Source organism: Roseovarius litorisediminis (assembly GCF_900172295.1).
Taxonomy (GTDB): Bacteria; Pseudomonadota; Alphaproteobacteria; order Rhodobacterales; family Rhodobacteraceae; genus Roseovarius; species Roseovarius litorisediminis.
In genome coordinates this window covers 581971-598718 of record NZ_FWFL01000001.1, presented here as the reverse complement: position 1 = coordinate 598718, position 16748 = coordinate 581971, and the positions used below count along the sequence as shown (strand labels likewise).

General features: G+C 54.3%; 20 protein-coding genes and 1 tRNA gene. 9 read left to right on the top strand and 12 right to left on the bottom strand.

Annotated elements, in window-relative coordinates; all coding sequences use genetic code 11:
* Positions 1–61 precede the first annotated feature (61 nt).
* From PEL8287_RS02900 to rocF, 5 genes are all read right to left on the bottom strand, one after another.
* Complete coding sequence (locus PEL8287_RS02900; protein WP_085890830.1) at positions 62–952, bottom strand: hypothetical protein; 891 nt, start codon at positions 950–952, stop codon at positions 62–64.
* Positions 953–1075: 123 nt separating this feature from the next.
* Positions 1076–1426 carry a Na+/H+ antiporter NhaC family protein gene (locus PEL8287_RS02895; protein WP_085890829.1) on the bottom strand — a complete coding sequence of 117 codons (351 nt, stop codon included), beginning with the start codon at positions 1424–1426 and terminating at the stop codon, positions 1076–1078.
* Positions 1427–1655: 229 nt separating this feature from the next.
* The gene (ocd, locus tag PEL8287_RS02890; protein ID WP_085890828.1) at positions 1656–2708 is read right to left on the bottom strand and encodes an ornithine cyclodeaminase; all 1053 of its coding nucleotides are present in this window, start codon (positions 2706–2708) and stop codon (positions 1656–1658) included.
* On the bottom strand, positions 2705–3643 hold the full coding sequence (gene ctlX / locus PEL8287_RS02885; protein WP_085890827.1) for a citrulline utilization hydrolase CtlX: 939 nt from the start codon (positions 3641–3643) through the stop codon (positions 2705–2707). Before ctlX ends, ocd begins: the two co-directional genes overlap by 4 nt.
* Complete coding sequence (rocF, locus tag PEL8287_RS02880; protein WP_085890826.1) at positions 3640–4569, bottom strand: arginase; 930 nt, start codon at positions 4567–4569, stop codon at positions 3640–3642. Before rocF ends, ctlX begins: the two co-directional genes overlap by 4 nt.
* A 120-nt stretch (positions 4570–4689) precedes the next feature.
* On the opposite strand from rocF, the gene PEL8287_RS02875 reads away from it, so the two are divergent.
* Positions 4690–5118: an Lrp/AsnC family transcriptional regulator gene (locus PEL8287_RS02875; protein ID WP_085890825.1), complete on the top strand. Its 429-nt coding sequence runs from the start codon at positions 4690–4692 to the stop codon at positions 5116–5118.
* A gap of 34 nt (positions 5119–5152) precedes the next feature.
* Here the strand turns inward: PEL8287_RS02875 and PEL8287_RS02870 are convergent, their stop codons facing one another.
* On the bottom strand, positions 5153–5620 hold the full coding sequence (locus PEL8287_RS02870; protein WP_085890824.1) for a disulfide bond formation protein B: 468 nt from the start codon (positions 5618–5620) through the stop codon (positions 5153–5155).
* The gene (locus PEL8287_RS02865; protein ID WP_085890823.1) at positions 5617–6195 is read right to left on the bottom strand and encodes a YqaA family protein; all 579 of its coding nucleotides are present in this window, start codon (positions 6193–6195) and stop codon (positions 5617–5619) included. The genes PEL8287_RS02870 and PEL8287_RS02865 overlap by 4 nt, the downstream gene beginning before the upstream one ends.
* A 142-nt stretch (positions 6196–6337) precedes the next feature.
* Here PEL8287_RS02865 and PEL8287_RS02860 point away from each other — a divergent pair.
* Positions 6338–6423, top strand: a tRNA-Leu gene (locus PEL8287_RS02860).
* 95 nt (positions 6424–6518) lie between these two features.
* Here PEL8287_RS02860 and PEL8287_RS02855 read toward each other — a convergent pair.
* A complete protein-coding gene (locus PEL8287_RS02855; protein WP_085890822.1) occupies positions 6519–7157 on the bottom strand; it encodes a Hint domain-containing protein in 639 nt (212 codons plus the stop codon).
* Between the two features lie 241 nt (positions 7158–7398).
* On the opposite strand from PEL8287_RS02855, the gene PEL8287_RS02850 reads away from it, so the two are divergent.
* Positions 7399–8634 carry an acyl-CoA dehydrogenase family protein gene (locus PEL8287_RS02850; RefSeq protein ID WP_085890821.1) on the top strand — a complete coding sequence of 412 codons (1236 nt, stop codon included), beginning with the start codon at positions 7399–7401 and terminating at the stop codon, positions 8632–8634.
* A gap of 166 nt (positions 8635–8800) precedes the next feature.
* The gene (locus PEL8287_RS02845) at positions 8801–9376 is read left to right on the top strand and encodes a carboxymuconolactone decarboxylase family protein (RefSeq protein WP_235862136.1); all 576 of its coding nucleotides are present in this window, start codon (positions 8801–8803) and stop codon (positions 9374–9376) included.
* 43 nt (positions 9377–9419) lie between these two features.
* On the opposite strand, the gene PEL8287_RS02840 is transcribed toward PEL8287_RS02845, so the two are convergent.
* A complete protein-coding gene (locus PEL8287_RS02840) occupies positions 9420–9758 on the bottom strand; it encodes an ArsR/SmtB family transcription factor (protein ID WP_085890976.1) in 339 nt (112 codons plus the stop codon).
* Between the two features lie 237 nt (positions 9759–9995).
* Here PEL8287_RS02840 and PEL8287_RS02835 point away from each other — a divergent pair, with 237 nt between their 5' ends.
* The 5 genes from PEL8287_RS02835 (at position 9996) to PEL8287_RS02815 (ending at position 13751) form a co-directional block, all read left to right on the top strand.
* Positions 9996–10628, top strand: coding sequence for an ATP-dependent Clp protease proteolytic subunit (locus tag PEL8287_RS02835; RefSeq protein ID WP_085890820.1), 633 nt, complete (start codon positions 9996–9998; stop codon positions 10626–10628).
* A 139-nt stretch (positions 10629–10767) separates the two neighbouring features.
* Positions 10768–12033: an ATP-dependent Clp protease ATP-binding subunit ClpX gene (clpX, locus tag PEL8287_RS02830; protein WP_085890819.1), complete on the top strand. Its 1266-nt coding sequence runs from the start codon at positions 10768–10770 to the stop codon at positions 12031–12033.
* Between the two features lie 513 nt (positions 12034–12546).
* Entirely contained in the window at positions 12547–12930 is a 384-nt protein-coding gene (locus tag PEL8287_RS02825; protein ID WP_085890975.1) for an NADH:ubiquinone oxidoreductase subunit NDUFA12, read from the top strand.
* 9 nt (positions 12931–12939) lie between these two features.
* Positions 12940–13395, top strand: coding sequence for an outer membrane lipid asymmetry maintenance protein MlaD (mlaD, locus tag PEL8287_RS02820; RefSeq protein WP_085890818.1), 456 nt, complete (start codon positions 12940–12942; stop codon positions 13393–13395).
* Positions 13392–13751 (top strand): DUF2155 domain-containing protein, encoded by a 360-nt coding sequence (locus PEL8287_RS02815; protein ID WP_085890817.1) that lies wholly within the window; start codon positions 13392–13394, stop codon positions 13749–13751. Before mlaD ends, PEL8287_RS02815 begins: the two co-directional genes overlap by 4 nt.
* On the opposite strand, the gene aat is transcribed toward PEL8287_RS02815, so the two are convergent.
* From aat to accB, 3 genes are all read right to left on the bottom strand, one after another.
* Positions 13715–14365: a leucyl/phenylalanyl-tRNA--protein transferase gene (gene aat / locus PEL8287_RS02810; RefSeq protein WP_085890816.1), complete on the bottom strand. Its 651-nt coding sequence runs from the start codon at positions 14363–14365 to the stop codon at positions 13715–13717. The two genes, PEL8287_RS02815 and aat, sit on opposite strands and share 37 nt — an antisense overlap.
* A 225-nt stretch (positions 14366–14590) precedes the next feature.
* Positions 14591–15940 carry an acetyl-CoA carboxylase biotin carboxylase subunit gene (gene accC / locus PEL8287_RS02800; RefSeq protein WP_085890814.1) on the bottom strand — a complete coding sequence of 450 codons (1350 nt, stop codon included), beginning with the start codon at positions 15938–15940 and terminating at the stop codon, positions 14591–14593.
* Between the two features lie 10 nt (positions 15941–15950).
* Complete coding sequence (accB, locus tag PEL8287_RS02795) at positions 15951–16445, bottom strand: acetyl-CoA carboxylase biotin carboxyl carrier protein (RefSeq protein WP_085890813.1); 495 nt, start codon at positions 16443–16445, stop codon at positions 15951–15953.
* Between the last annotated feature and the right edge of the window lie 303 nt (positions 16446–16748).

Genomic DNA, 16748 nt, shown 5'->3' with positions numbered 1-16748 from the left:
CATCGCCGATCTTTTTTCACCGGTCGGCATTAAATGCGGCCGTTCGCTTGAAATGAAAAGTTCAGGCATCCGCTCTGGGCTCTGTTATCTTGGAAAGCATGGATATGTTCAGAAGCGACGTTTCACGCAATACGCGCCTTTTATGTGTCTGCATCCGGGGAAACAATGCTGCTAGAATACGGGCCTGAATTGATTGGAATGCAGTATTGCCGTAATGGCCACGCGCCACGCGCTCTAGCTGTTCAAGATGTTGATTTACCTCGGAATTGCGCCTGTCAGACAAGTTCGTTGCCCGGAGCAGGCGCATAAACTCCTGACCGAACCTGATGTGCTGTCCCTTATTCCAACGGCCGCCATGGTCGAGATGCCAAACATCTACGCCGTTCGCAGACACAAATTCGGCATCGCGCCATAACAACGCCAAAGGCAGATAATGGTCCCACCAAGGCATTCCGAACACCAGCTTTCCGCAGTCCAGGCCCCTAAACGCTTTGTGACCAGCCCCCAGCAGGTCAATGCCACCGGTATAGGGTATTTCGGATGCAGACTTGTCGCCCCTATGATCACGCCTGTGTACGCCAATAGCTTGGTTCGAACCCAGACTGTGCAATCTTGTTTTCGCTTCTGCGTCCAGATCAAGTTCAATATCGGCATTCACAATAAACGCGCGTTCTTGTCCCAGTTCAATCGCTGCATCCAGCAGATCACTGAGGAATACATGGGGTCGCCCGGTAAGATCGGATGCATCAGTCGGTACACGCATGACCTTTACACCCAGTTCGGTGATCACTGGATGCAAATCTTCATTCTCTGAATTCACAGTGACGGGGGTGAAACCGCAATCCCGCCAAGATTGGATGCAACGGGTCAAATAGGCTGTACCAATTTCATTGCCCTTGGCATCCTTCCGCACGAAATAGGGAGGAATAGATGTAATGATCGGGCTGGGCATGCTGTTTTATCGACATCCTGAAAAATGCCTTTGATAAATGACAGAATACACTAGGGCGTTCAAGTTTGGAGTGCCACGTGGCGATGAACGCTTTACGAAATACCCGGCCAAATTTTGAAATATTCAGCATTCGGGACCGGACACCGTTACATTTCTGGCGGAAACAGCACTGAAACCTAAACTTGGTTCAGTAGCATCGCATCGGGGGCCGATGACAATGGCCATGTATTGATCACACAAGATCATGTTGGCGCCGATTGAGGTCATGACTCTCGCGACGATGAGCGCCCCTTGGGTTTTGGCCACAGCAAGGACTCGGTCAGCAATGGCCTTCAGTTGGTTAGTGCGTTCCATGTCACCACAGAACATCATCGCCACGTTTACAAGACTAATGGTGTACAGCATGGAATTCCCGCTGCTGCGGCCGAGCAGGCCGTCAACATCTGCACGCCGACGATGATCAGGACGGGGCATTGCTAATGCCGGATACCATGCCGCTTTGAATAGTTTGCCAAAAAATTCGCAACTTAGGCGCACAATGCTTACGACAACCACGCCCCACCTGGAGTATTTGTTTCCCGTACCTTACATCATCCGACGGAAAATTTCCGGATGCGCATCGGTTATCTCGGTGCTGACCCGAACACCGCTGTTTTGGTCGGATAGAAATGCCGGATCAGCCCCGGTGCGTTTGTTTGCAAAATTATTGGGTTGCCCTCTGGAGCATACCAAACAGATCGCGTGGTTCATCGGGGTCTGCAAGAAGGTCCAGATCCATGAAAAACTCGGTGTTTTGGATATGGTCGCGCACGAACCGCAGGGCGCTGAAATCCTCGATCGCAAAGCCGACGCTGTCAAAAAGGGTTATCTGCTGATTGCTGGTGCGGCCTTTTGCTGTGCCATTGATGACTTCCCACATTTCAGTCACCGGAAAGTCCTGGGGCATCTGTTGAATTTCGCCTTCTATCCGGGTCTGCGGCGGGTATTCGACAAACACGTCTGAACGAGCGAGAATATCCTTGTGCAGTTCGGTCTTGCCGGGGCAATCGCCGCCGATGGCATTAATGTGAACGCCTGCGCCAATCATGTTGTCAGTCAGAATCGTGGCGTACTGCTTGTCGGCGGTGCAGGAGGTGATAATCTGGGCACCTTCCATGCTTTCCTCGGCGGTCTTGCAACTCACCACGTTCATGCCCCAGCCTGCCAGGTTAAGTGCTGCTTTTGCTGTCGCTTCGGGGTCGACATCATAAAGGCGCACGGAATCAACACCACAGATTGCCTTCATTGCAAGGCTCTGAAACTCGGATTGAGCACCATTGCCGATCATCGCCATGGTGGTGGCGCCTTTGGGTGCCAGATATTTTGCCACCATGGCCGAAGTCGCCGCCGTGCGAAGCGCCGTCAGAACGGTCATTTCAGACAAGAGCACCGGGTAGCCATTACTTACATCGGCCAAAAGCCCGAAGGCTGTTACGGTTTGCAGGCCTTCCTTCATGTTTTTGGGGTGGCCGTTGACATATTTGAACCCATAAACCTCGCCGTCTGAGGTTGGCATCAGTTCGATCACACCTTCGGCTGAATGCGACGCGACGCGCGGAGTCTTGTCAAACAACTCCCAACGTCTGAAATCGGCCTCGATATAATCGGCCAGGCCGCGCAGCATAGGCTCGACTCCGATATGATGTACCAGTTTCATCATGTTATCGACAGAAACAAACGGCACCAGCGCCTTGTCCGAGGGGTTCATGTTAGTCATGTCCGTGTTCCTTTATTGTTGGGGCGGCGGGCCAGATGCAGCCCGGCGATCATGCAACGGGCCGATCCACCGGCGCTTTCGATAATGGGCAGGTCAAGCGGGACCAGCCGGACCGATTTTTCCAGAACGGCGATCTGATCAGGGGTCAGCGCGGCCATGGCGCGGGCCGACAGGGCCAGGATCAGCCCGTCGGGCGTTTCAAGTTCGATCGCGTTGCCTGCGAACTCGGCAATCTGGTGGTGGCTCAGCGCAATCACCTCGCGTCGGGTTTCCTCCAGCCGCTCGGCGATCGTGGCGCGGCGCTCGTCGTTCGGCACCATGTCCAGTCCGACCATCGCCATCTCGGTGCCGATTCCCATCAGCACGTTGGTGTGATAGACCGGCGTGCCGTTCGCATCCACCGCGTCAAAAACGATGGGCTCGTAGCCAAAGCGGGTGCAGAACCGTTCCAGCAGGATCGGATCGGCCCGGTGCGAGCGGGCGACAAAGGCCAGCCGCCCGATATGGTCCAGCACCATCGCCCCTGTACCCTCCAGCGACAGACCGTCGGGTTCTAACCCCGAATAATCCGTCACCTCGGCCACCCGGTAGTCGCTTTTCAGCATCTCGATCACGTCCCAGCGGCGTTCACGCCGTCGGTTTTCCGCATACATCGGATAGATCGCCACATGGCCGCCCGAATGGGTCGAGAACCAGTTGTTCGGAAAGATCGAATCCGGCGTGTCGTCGCGTTCGTCCTGAAACACGTGTACGTTGACCCCCGCCTCGCGCAGCTGCGCCACTGCGCCGTCGAATTCGGCCTGGGCGCGGGCGGCAATCTCGTCCGCGCTGAGGTCGGGGGTCGACTGGAACACGTTGTCGCCCGCGGTTTCCGGATTGGGTTGAAACCGGTTGGGCCGGATCATCACCACGCTGGAAGGCGATTGAACGCTCATGAAAAGGCCCTTGTCGGGCGATCAAATACGCGTCGGCCAAGCGCAGAAGCGGCCAGATCGACCATTACCTGTGCGGTGCGTCCGCGCTCGTCCAGAAAGGGGTTTAGCTCAACCAGATCAAGCGATGTCATCAGGCCACTGTCGCAAATCATTTCCATGGCCAGATGCGCCTCGCGCATGGTGGCGCCACCGGGGACGGTCGTGCCGACGGCCGGTGCAAAAGACGGGTCCAGAAAATCAACATCAAGTGACACATGCAGATCACCGCCCGCCTTGGCGACCAGATCAAGGAATGCAGCGAGGGGCCGGGCGATTCCGTTTTCATCAATAGCGCGCATGTCGGTGCAGTGAATGCCGGTCGCCTGCAGTTTTTCTCGTTCGGGCTGATCGACCGAACGTAAACCGAGCAAACAAATATTTTCCTGCGGCACGACATTTTGCACTTTGGGAAAGCCATCGAACCCGTCCAGCCCGGCAAAATATCCCACAGGTGTGCCATGCAGGTTGCCCGACGCGGTAGAGTAGGGGGTGTGGTAGTCGCTGTGCGCGTCCAGCCACAGAACGAATTGCGGGCGGCCCACTTTCGCGGCATGGTTGGCCACGCCCGTGACGCTGCCCAGGGAAAGACTGTGATCGCCGCCCAGAAAAATCGGAAGCCCGTTTTTCATCGCGTCCTGTGCGGCCTCTTGCAACGTCAAGGTCCAACCGATGGTTTCTGCGGGCATGTGCAGGTGTTTTGGCGCGTCTTTGGGTGTATCCACCTCGGTAGGGCTGAGGTTGCCCATATCCAGAACGTTTTGGCCAAGGTCGGCCAATGCCTCGGCAATGCCGGCCACACGATAGGCGTCAGGCCCCATCAGGCAGCCACGTCGTTTCTTACCACTATCAACCGGCGCGCCGATCAGGATACAGGACTTTTGAGTCATCAGGGCCTCTTAAGATTTCAGGAGTTGACGTGAGATTCTTTCCAAAATGAGTTGAAAAATAGAGCCTATTTTGCACTAAATGGGTTCCTTTTGTTCGTAACGGAGGCTAAATCTGCCAGAATGGATGAAATCGATCAAAAACTGATATCCGAGTTGCGCCATAATGCGCGCGCTTCTTTATCTGATCTGGCGCTGGCCTTAGGGGTCTCTCGTACCACCGTGCGGGGCCGGATCGAACGGCTGCGGCGGTCTGGGGACATTGTGGGTTTCACAGTTGTTCTGAAAGGCGATGCGGCATTCGATCCGGTGAGAGGGCTTATGATGCTGGGGATCGAGGGTCGGGGGACAGACAGGGTCATCCGCCAGCTCAATGGCCTCAGTGCCGTGCGCGCAACACATACCACCAATGGCCGGTGGGATGTTATCGTTGAAATCGGAACAACTACATTAGAAGATCTTGATGCCGTATTGGCCCAGATCAGGCGTTTCGACGGCATTGCCAATTCCGAAACCAGCCTGCTGCTCAGCACACGTAAATCGGCCCGCTGAGCACGGCGCTCTGGTCTGATATGAACAGGGGCTGTCAGTTCTGGCGCAGCGCCATCATCCAAATCATGGCCAACCCCAAAGAAACAACCCCGTTCCAGCTGGCCATCGAGAGGCCAAACATTTCCCAGGGCACCTCGTCGCATCTGACCAAATGGGCTGCCATGATCTGGTCAAACAGGTCATCTGCGGACATGCCCGAGCTGCCCGAGGAGGTGCAGGATGTCGGCCCTTCCCACCAACTTCTTTCAACACCGGTGTGATAGAAGCCGATACCGGCGGTTGTCAGGGCGGCCACAGCCCCGGTCAGGATCAGAATGGCCCGTGGCCACGCCAGTGCGACAAGCCCGATGGCAATTGCAATGACATGCGGCCAACGTTGCCAGATACAAAGCTTGCAGGGTGCCATGCCACCGATATGCTGAAAGGCGAGGGCACCCAGCATCATAAACGCCGAGCCACCAGCGGCAATGAGGATGAGCTTCCGACGAGTGGGCGCTATCATAGGTGTCTCACAAGGTAGAAACCGCCGAATAACAACACCACAAAAATGATTGTCAACAAGCCCAAACGCTTCTCGATGAAATCACGAACCGGGGCGCCAAATTTCCAGAGCAATCCGGCAACGATGAAAAACCGTAAGCCGCGCGCAAGAATTGATGTTGCAACGAAGGTGAAAAGCGGCATGCCGGTCCATCCGGACATGATGGTGATAACCTTGTAGGGAAAGGGCGTTATGCCGGCTGCAAGAACCGCCCAGAAACCAAAGTCATTGAAGCGCTCGCCAAAGGCTTCCACAGCGTCACCTTTGCCAAGGCTTTCAAGAATCGGCTGACCAATCTCCTGATAGGCCAGCGCGCCGATGGCATAGCCGAGCAAACCGCCAATGACAGATGAAAGCAACGCAACAAATGCAATCAGCCAGGCCCGGCTGGGGCGTGCCAGGATCATCGGGATCATCAGAACATCCGGCGGGATCGGAAAAACCGAACTTTCCACGAATGAAACCACGGCAAGCACCCACAAAGCGCGCGGGTGATCGGCCATCCGGATTGTCCAGTCGTAGAGGCGTCGCAACATTATTTTGGAACTTTCGACAAGTTATGTACTGCCTCTGACCATGTCGCGCAGATCGGGTCAAGTCTTGCGGTCTGGCGAAAGGCAAAAAACGCGCAACAGGTACTGGACGTCGCGCGCGCGCTTCGCTAGAGGTTCAAACCGGGCCCAAGTGGCGGAATGGTAGACGCAGGGGATTCAAAATCCCCCGGTAGCAATATCGTGCGAGTTCGAGTCTCGCCTTGGGCACCACCCCGCACTCGATTTCTGAAAATTAAAGTCTGACACCTTTAGCGCCGCGGCGCCTTTTGGCCGAGATGCAGGCCCATTGAAGTTATCTTGAAAGATCAGGCAACCAGTTTTGTTTGGCCCATGTTGTCTGCAATACAATGCCGTGCCAGGCGCTGCACCGGTATCTGGCCATCTGAATAGGCACCGGGAACAACAGACAGAATTTCGGTGCGCTGCGCCTTTTGCAAAGAATCGACGACTGAACGCCCCAGATGAAAGCTTTCGGTCCAGGTGTTTTCCGAAAGGATGATTTCGTGTTGCTCGAACAATAAATGGAAATACTGAATCCCTGCTCCTGTGACTTTGGTGATCCCCGGTTGTCCGACAAGTGCCCGTGCTTCGATCAGCGCTTCGGGCTCCTCGAGATTGGACAGAATTGCCTTGTCAGTGGTCAACACCCGGTGGCGCGGCGAGATTCTCATGTCCTTCTCGGGAAGTCCGGGACCAAGCGCACCAGCTTTTATCAAAATCGGGCTATGGTTGGTGTCTGTCGGAATCTCTTCCGGGCATAGTTTGCGGGATCCAACCCACAGAATGGGTTGAAATCCCCGGTCCCGGGTCAAAACCTTGTCTTCGGCACGCAGAGTTTCCACGGGTAATTTTCCGCGAAGGGTTGTGATGGCAGTGCCGGACGTAAAACAGGTGACCGCACTTGTTGTACCCGGTGTTCTTTGGGTTTCTGTATTGATCCGCATGGTAACCTATTACTCAACGACTTGTTATTCTCAGGCGCCGGTGCGCTGTCGGTTCGGACTGACCGAGTTAAGCTGCCTGGCTATTGTGTTTATCTACTTGGTTTGTGGCCTTTCTTGGGGCATTCCGGGGTCAGGTTTTGACCCTTTTTCCGAATTGCAACCCTAAGCGGATATTTCCTTTTCGCGAAGGTTGTGGCGTAAGGGATGGGAATGACGGCAATACGAGATCTGGAGATTGGTGATGGAAATGAATTTGGGAATGCGACCGGAAAATGAAGCGCTGCTTGCGCGTGTTGCCAACATTGTTCGGGAGGAAATCATGCCTCTTGAGGCAGAGTATCACGCCGAGGTCGCAAAAGGAGAGCGTTGGGAATACACGCCGCGGCAGTCCGAGATACTTGAAGGGCTGAAAGCCCGCGCAAAAGCAGAAGGCTTGTGGAATTTCTGGTTGACGGACAGCGCGCGCGGATTTGGCCTCACTACCGTTGAATATGCCTATTTTGCTGAAGAAATGGGTAAATCCCCAATGGCAGCCGAAGTGTTCAACTGCAACGCGCCCGATACGGGCAATATGGAAGTATTTGAACGATACGGCAATGAGGCGATGAAAACCCGCTGGTTGACCCCATTGCTAGAGGGTGTGATCCGCAGCGCTTACCTGATGACAGAACCGGATGTCGCCAGTTCGGACGCCACCAACATTTCCATGTCCTGCATCCGCGACGGTGATGACTATGTGCTGAACGGCGAAAAATGGTGGGCCACTGGCGCAGGAGACCCGCGCTGTGCCGTTTATATAGTCATGGTCAAAACCGGTGACGACGCTTTGCCGAAGCATCAGCGCCATTCCATGATTGTTGTGCCCGCCGACGCGGCAGGAATTGAAAAGCTGCGTCCGATGCAGGTTTACGGCCATGACGATGCGCCGCACGGGCACATGCATATTAGGTTTACCGATGTGCGGGTGCCTGCCGAAAACATGTTATTGGGAGAAGGCCGAGGATTTGAAATTGCGCAGGGACGGCTTGGGCCTGGGCGGATCCATCATTGCATGCGTGCAATCGGGCAGGCCGAAACGGCGCTGGAGTTGATGTGCAGACGCAGCCTGCAACGCGAGGCGTTTGGCAAGAAAATCGCGCAACTGGGAGCGAATTACGATATCATTTCCGAATGCCGGATGGAGATCGAGCAGGCACGTTTATTATGTCTAAAAGCAGCGTGGATGATGGACCAGGGTGATGCGCGTTCCGCTGCACCGTGGATCAGCCAGATCAAGGTTGTGGCGCCCCGCGTGTCGCTTAAGGTGATTGACGAAGCCGTGCAGATGTTTGGAGCGCAGGGTATCAGTCAGGATGTGCCATTGGCCGCAATGTGGACACACGTGCGGACTCTACGTCTGGCAGACGGCCCTGACGCCGTGCATCGGCGGCAGGTGGCGCGGACAGAGTTGCGCAAATACACTCAGGAAAAAATCTGACACTTCGCAGGCACGAGACATGCCTGCTTTGGTGGATTCAGCATTTGCGCGCAACAAGGTCTGCGCCAGAACACCAAACTCACGCTTTGGTGAACGGCAGGGTGGTTTTTCTGCAGTTGATTGAGGCTTAACTGATCGGTGAACTCAACACTGAAGGAGATAGTTCGTGACTGCAGAATATAAAATTCAGACCGCCCCTGTCAGCGATGCGGAAGCCAACGGGCAGGCCAGCGAATTGCTTGAAGGCGCCCGCGCCAAACTGGGATTTGTACCTAACATGTACCGTGGTATGGCGATCAATCCCGGCCTGTTGTCTACCTATTTGCACGGGTACGCTCAGTTTCGCGAGTCGGGCAATTTCACGCCGCCAGAACAAGAGGTTGTGTTTCTGACTGCCTCAGTCGCGAATGGCTGTGATTATTGCGTTGCGGCACATTCGATGCTGGCCGTGAATGTTTCCAAGTTGTCCCGCGAAAACACCGAAGCCTTGCGTGAGGGCAGGCCGCTGGATGACGAAAAGCTTCAGGCGCTGCGCGTATTCACCCATCAGATGTGGGAATCTCGTGGTCTGCCGACGATCCAGCAAGTTGAGGCCTTTAAGGCTGCTGGATACGGTGATGCTCATTTGCTTGAAATCATTCTGGGCCTCGCAGTCAAGACGATTTCGAACTATTCAAACCACGTAAACCATTCCGAGCTGGATGACGTGTTTGCAGCCCACAAAGTGGGCAAAGCGGCCTGAAAGCTGTCCTCTGGATAAAGCGGGGCTTTTAGATTCTGCGCGCCTAAATTTCTGGTGCGCAGAATAAATCATAGACGACCTCAATAATCCGGCGTGGGCGATCATCGGCCAGACTGTAGAAGATGGCCTTGCCATCGCGGCGCGTGGTGACAAGACCCTCAAGCCTCAGTCGCGACAATTGTTGTGAGACAGCCGCCTGTCGTGCTGAAAGCAATTCTTCCAGTTCGGTAACTGATTTCTCACCGGATGCCAGATGGCAGAGAATCATCAACCGGCCTTCGTGGCTGATTGCCTTCAGAAAATTTGATGCCGTCGTCGCGTTTTCAACCATGCGGTCCATTTCGGCGTCATCGATAGTGCTGTTTAATACAGGAAGGGGCATTTTGCGCATGATCCATCAGATTGGTGGAGAATGTACTAGTCCGATTTTAACCATTCTGCAAAACCGGAATTAACAAATGCTCATTATTGTGTCTGTGATGCACGATACCGTTTGCGAACGAATGATCACCCATTGGAACAAAATCATTTCGCGCTCTTGCAGCCCGTTGGGCGCAACACTAAGACTCCCTTAGGACCTGATCACTAAGGATCGGAAAACTTCAGCAGGCAGGCAGATATGCAAGACCCATATGAGACATACATGAACACTCTCGTCCCGATGGTTGTGGAACAGACAAGCCGCGGTGAACGGGCCTATGATATTTTTTCCCGACTGCTGAAAGAGCGGATCATCTTCCTGAGCGGACCGGTACATGATGGCATGTCCAGCCTGATTGTCGCGCAGTTGCTTCATCTTGAGGCCGAGAATCCTTCAAAGGAAATTAGCATGTATATCAACAGCCCCGGTGGTGTGGTCACCAGTGGCTTGTCGATCTACGACACGATGCAATATATCAAACCCAAGGTCAGTACGCTGGTCATCGGTCAGGCAGCAAGCATGGGCTCGCTGCTGTTGACGGCCGGCGAGAAAGGCATGCGGTTTTCGCTGCCAAACAGCCGGGTTATGGTACATCAACCTTCGGGGGGGTATCAGGGACAAGCGACGGATATCATGATCCATGCGCAGGAAACCCAAAAGCTGAAAACCCGGCTGAACGAAATCTATGTCAAGCACACCGGTCAGACCTTGAAAAAGGTGGAAGAGGCACTTGAACGCGATAACTTCATGTCGCCTGAAGAGGCCAAGAGCTGGGGCCTGATCGATGAAATCGTCGAAAACCGCGTCAAAGGCGATGACGAGGAGAAATAATTGGTTGCCCGGCCTGTGCTAATGCCGGGCATTTTCACGTTGTGGACGTTCCGCACCTGTCCTAAGCTTAGCGTAAGCAGGAGTGATTTGAAGCCAGAAATGGTGGAAAAGCGGCGGCGCAGTGCCCGAAAGGTAAGTTATGGCGAATAACTCAGGCAGCGACAGTAAGAACACCCTTTACTGTAGTTTTTGCGGCAAAAGCCAGCATGAGGTGCGCAAATTGATTGCGGGCCCTACTGTGTTCATCTGCGATGAATGCGTTGAATTGTGCATGGACATCATTCGCGAGGAAACCAAATCCGCGGGCCTGAAATCCAGTGAAGGCGTTCCGGCACCTCGCGATATTTGTGATGTGCTGGATGACTATGTGATTGGCCAGGCGATGGCCAAACGGGTTTTGTCGGTGGCGGTGCACAACCATTACAAGCGGCTGAACCATTCTGGAAAAGCTGGTGAAATTGAACTGCAGAAATCAAATATTCTTCTGATCGGCCCAACTGGTTGTGGTAAAACCTTGCTGGCACAAACGCTGGCGCGGATTCTGGATGTGCCCTTTACAATGGCAGATGCCACCACCCTGACCGAAGCAGGGTATGTGGGCGAAGACGTAGAAAATATTATCCTCAAGCTTCTGCAGTCGTCCGAGTACAATGTTGAACGCGCTCAGCGCGGCATCGTCTATATTGATGAAGTTGACAAGATAACCCGCAAATCCGAAAATCCGTCGATTACCCGCGACGTTTCGGGCGAGGGTGTGCAGCAAGCTCTTTTGAAGCTGATGGAGGGCACGGTGGCCGCTGTCCCGCCGCAGGGAGGGCGCAAACATCCTCAACAAGAATTTCTTCAGGTGGACACGACAAACATCCTGTTTATCTGCGGCGGGGCCTTTGCGGGTCTCGACAAGATCATCGCGCAGCGCGGCAAAGGTTCGGCCATGGGGTTTGGTGCCGATGTGCGTGAGGTAGACGCCCGTGGCGTGGGGGAGATATTCACTGACCTTGAGCCTGAGGATCTGTTGAAATTTGGCCTTATTCCCGAATTTGTTGGTCGTCTGCCGGTAATCGCAACGCTTGAGGATTTGGATGAGGATGCCCTTGTCACAATCCTGACCAAACCCAAGAATGCCCTGGTCAAGCAGTACCAGCGCCTTTTTGAGCTTGAAGACGCGCAATTGTCCTTCACCGAAGACGCGCTGAGCGCGATCGCCAAACGAGCCATCCTGCGTAAGACCGGCGCCCGGGGCCTGCGGTCAATTCTGGAAGATATCCTGCTGGACACGATGTTCGAATTACCCAGCATGGAGAATGTCGAAGAGGTCGTAGTGAATGAAGAGGCCGTCAACTCGGATGCGTCACCGCTGATAATCTATGCTGATGCCCAAAAAGAAGGCGCCAGTGCGGGCTGATCTGACACACATTGCCCTGTCTGGTGTTTCATAAAGCCCGTGGTTCTCGCGGGCTTTTCCTTTCAGTGATCGCGACCGTCCGAGGGCAGGGGCAACCAATAAATCAGCGAATTTTCTTTGCAAAGAAAATGAAGGCGCAAGTTAAAGGCCGGGTGGACATGAAACGCGCATCATGCGGAATGGTAGCGGCGAAGCTGCACAATCAATTGCCGGTTTCAAATGGGTTCGTATTACGCTAGGGCAGATCTAAAAGTTTTCGAAGAGCGCTTTTGGTTTCACGTGCAAGTTTCGCAGCGTGAACCGTTAAAAATAACGTGGTCATAACCATTTCAAAAGACAAGCCGGGCGCACTCCAAGGCAAGGCAAAACACCCCTATATGAAAAGAAAACTTTTTCTGGACCAAGAAAATTGGAAAGGCCTAAAGGGGGTGTAGGGGGCAAATGTTGTTTCCGTGGCGTCTGGACCTTTGGTAAAAGATGCTGCATAGAATGGGTGAAATTGCGGAGGCTTTGATGGGCATTCTGAACACGCTTTTACGCTCAGTGACCTGGTGGAACAGCCAGACACTCAACACCCAATTCTACACCTGGCGCAAAGGTGTCAAAGTTGGTGAAGATGAGCAGGGTAATATTTATTATCGCACCCGGGACAGCAAGCGCCGGTGGGTGATTTTCAACGGAGAGGCCGAAGCCTCCCGCGTAAGTCCTGACTGGCACGGTTGGCTGCATCACACTTTCAACGACCCGCCTACGGATAACCCCCTGGCGCACAAGTCTTGGGAAAAACCGCACGAAGAAAACCTGACAGGTACATCCTTGGCCTATGCGCCAGCAGGCTCGATCCGCCGCAAAGCCCCTGCTGAGCGGCGCGATTACGAGGCCTGGAGCCCAGAATAGCACACGCAGATGTCTGAAAACACAACAGAAGTTCTTGTTGGTGGTGCCGTTCTGGCCGCCGCTGCGGGTTTCCTGATCTATGCCGGGCAACTGACCGGGGTATCGGGAGGCCAGACAGAATATCAGCTTAGCGCCAGTTTTCGATCAGCTGATGGGATTGACATCGGAACCGATGTTCGGATGGCTGGTGTCAAGGTTGGTCGGGTCACACAGGTTGAATTAGATCCCGCAACTTACCGTGCCAAAACAATTTTCACTGTCCGCGATAGCATTGAAGTGCCTGACGATAGCGCTGTTCTGGTTTCTTCGGAGGGGCTACTTGGCGGCAATTTCGTAGAAATTCAGCCGGGAGGGTCGCCGTTCTATTTGGCGGCTGGTGACGAGATCGAATTCACCCAAGGCTCGGTCAGTCTGATATCGTTGTTGATGAAATTCGTCGCTGGCAATCCGGATGCTACCGAATGAGGGCAATCTTACTGGGCGTCATGCTTGTGCTTACCGGCCAGGCTTGGGCACAGCAGGAAGTGTCAAGCGGCACCGGTGCAGAGTTGCGTGGGGTCGATAAAGTCGATGGCCAGATTTCAAATCTGGAACTTTCAAATAAAGAGCAGGCTGAACTTGGGCGTCTTACTGTTGAGCTGCATGAATGTCGATATCCGGCCGATGACCCCGCCGGTGATGCCTACGCTTTTCTGACAATACGCGACACGGAAACCAAGAAGATTCTGTTCTCAGGCTGGATGGTGGCATCGTCACCCGCGCTGAATGCGCTAGAGCACCCGCGTTACGACGTTTGGGTGTTGCGTTGCAAAACAGAATAGGGATTTTTACACAGCGGACAGGCATCTATGGATGCTGGCCGCTTTAGGGCGTCTTCCAGCAGCAATTTATAAGCCGCCCGGTTGATTTCCACGGCGCCCAAGGACGCTAGATGTGGTGTGATAAACTGGGTGTCGAAAAGGGTAAAGCCACAGCGCCGCAGGTGGTCGACCAGATACGCTAATGCCAGTTTTGATGCATCGGTTTGGCGCGAAAACATACTCTCGCCAAAAAACGCAGCACCAATGGCCACGCCGTAGACCCCCCCGATCAGGCTTTCGTTTTGCCGAATCTCGATTGAATGTGCACACCCCATTTGATGCAACTGGCAGTATAGTTCGCGAATTTCTGTGTTGATCCACGTTTCGTCCCGGTCCGCGCAGGCATCCACGACTCCAGAAAAGTCTTTATTTATTTCAACTGAATACAGGCCCTTCTTCAACTTGCGTGCAAGGCTGCGCGAGATATGAAACCCGTCAAGCGGAAGTATCCCCCGGCGGCGCGGGTCTACCCAGAAAATCTCGGGGTCATGTCGGCTTTCTGACATCGGGAATATCCCGGCCGTGTAGGCATGCAATAAAAGCTCTGGGGTAATTGAGAATTCAGACTGGCTCATTCAAATTCAATACGCTTTTCTGGTGCTGCAAAAAAGTGGGGGTTTTGGCACAGGTCAGCGGTTTAGCCGGATAATGGTGGGTGCGCGGATGGTCGTAGATGCTCAGATTTGCCGCACGGTCCTTACGAGCGCCGCCCAGAGTTCCATCCGGATTTGATCGGGTCAAAATTCTGGCGTGGAATATGATCGCGGGAACCGAAAAACTTTCATTACGTGCGAGGGGGTTCATCCGCGAAGATTGTTTTCCAGCCAACGTTCGAGCCAATGGATATTGTAATTGCCGGATTGGATATCTTCTTCCTGCAACAATGCATCGAAAAGCGGAACCGTTGTATCCACACCGTCAACAATCAATTCTCCAAGCGCCCGGCTCAGGCGCGCCAGGGCACTGGGCCGGTCGCGACCATGCACAATGAGCTTGCCGATAAGTGAATCGTAGTAGGGTGGGATCGAATAACCATCATAGAGTGCTGAATCCATCCGCACGCCCAACCCGCCCGGGGCGTGAAATTGTGTAATCTTGCCAGGGCGAGGCGAGAAGTCGGGCAACTTTTCAGCGTTGATACGAACTTCAATCGCATGCCCGTTAATCTCCAGGTCATCTTGGGTAAAGGACATCGGCAGCCCTTCGGCCACACGAATCTGTTCCTGAACCAGATCAACGCCAAAGATGGCTTCTGTTACCGGGTGTTCAACCTGAAGTCGGGTGTTCATCTCGATGAAGAAGAACTCTCCATTTTCGTAGAGGAACTCGATGGTGCCGGCGCCTGTATAATTTATGCGCGCGACAGCATCGGCACAGGTTTTCCCAATCCGGTCGCGTTCTTCAGCTGAAATGCAGGGACCCGGTGCTTCTTCGAAAACTTTCTGGTGGCGCCGCTGGAGGGAACAGTCGCGCTCGCCCAGATGAACCGCCTTGCCTTTGCCGTCGCCAAAGACCTGAATTTCAATATGGCGCGGCGTGGTCAGGTATTTCTCGATATAGACCTCGTCATTGCCAAACGCGGCCTTACCCTCGGAGCGCGCGGTCATAAACGCGCTTTCCATTTCATCGGCGTTCTGGGCCACTTTCATGCCACGGCCGCCACCGCCTGCGGTGGCCTTGATAATGACGGGATAACCCATCTCTTCGCCCAGTTTCCGGGCTTCCTTCAAGGTGGACACGCCCCCGTCCGAACCTGGCACACAAGGTACACCAAGCGCTTTCATCGTATCTTTGGCGGTGATCTTGTCACCCATTATCCGGATGTGTTCGGCCGTAGGTCCGATAAAGGTCAGGTCGTGGTCTTCGACAATCTGTACGAAATTGGCGTTTTCACTGAGAAAACCGTAACCCGGATGGATCGCTTGGGCGCCGGTCACTTCGCAGGCCGCGATGATGGCTGGGATCGACAAGTAGCTGTCGGTGCTGGACGGAGGGCCAATACAGACCGATTCATCCGCCATGCGAACATGCATCGCATCGGCATCCGCAGTCGAATGAACCGCAACCGTCTGAATGCCCATTTCGCGCGCAGCGCGGATGACACGAAGGGCAATTTCGCCCCGGTTGGCCACAAGGATCTTGTCGAACATCTGTTTGGCCTTATTCGATAATCATCAAAGGGGAGCCATATTCGACCGCTGCCCCATCGTCGACCAGTATACGTTTCACTGTTCCTGCGCGGGGCGCAGGAATGTGGTTCATGGTTTTCATGGCTTCGACGATCAGCAATGTGTCACCCTCTTTGACCTGATCACCAACGCTCACAAAGGACGGCGCGCCAGGTTCAGCCTGCATGTAAATCGTGCCGACCATGGGAGAAGCAACCACACCCGGGTGGCTGGCAGGGTCGTCTGCGGCCTCACCGGCCGGGGCAGCAGGGGAAGGTGCTGCGCCAGCGGCAACCGGGGCTGCAGCGGCAACCGGGGCGGCCGCCATTTGCGCCACCACTTCCTTGCGGCGGCTTACCCGCACTTTCAGGCTGTCATCGGCGCCATATTCCCGTTTGACCTGCAATTCTGTCAGATCGTTTTCGTTCAGCAATTCCGCCAGAGCCTTGATAAAGGCCACGTCCGTTTCATGAGATTTGTTTGGCATCTGGTTCCTCGACCGGTTGCGAAGATCCCCGCACATGCGTCACCCTCGCGTTATTTTCGTCGCTTATAAGCCAACCCGCAGCCTTAGAAAAGCGGGCATTTGACAAGCAAAATGGGATATTAGTTGCCAAATTACGAGGAGAAAAATCAAAAACTTGACCAGACGTCGAGATCACAGTGACATGATTGACGGTTTTGCCACCAGTTCAGCCAGCTTGCGGGCCTGAAACCTGTTCGGGTGGCGCACGATAAAAGTCAGGTTTTCCGACGTCATGGCATGTATGTGCCTTGCGTTTTCGGCGGG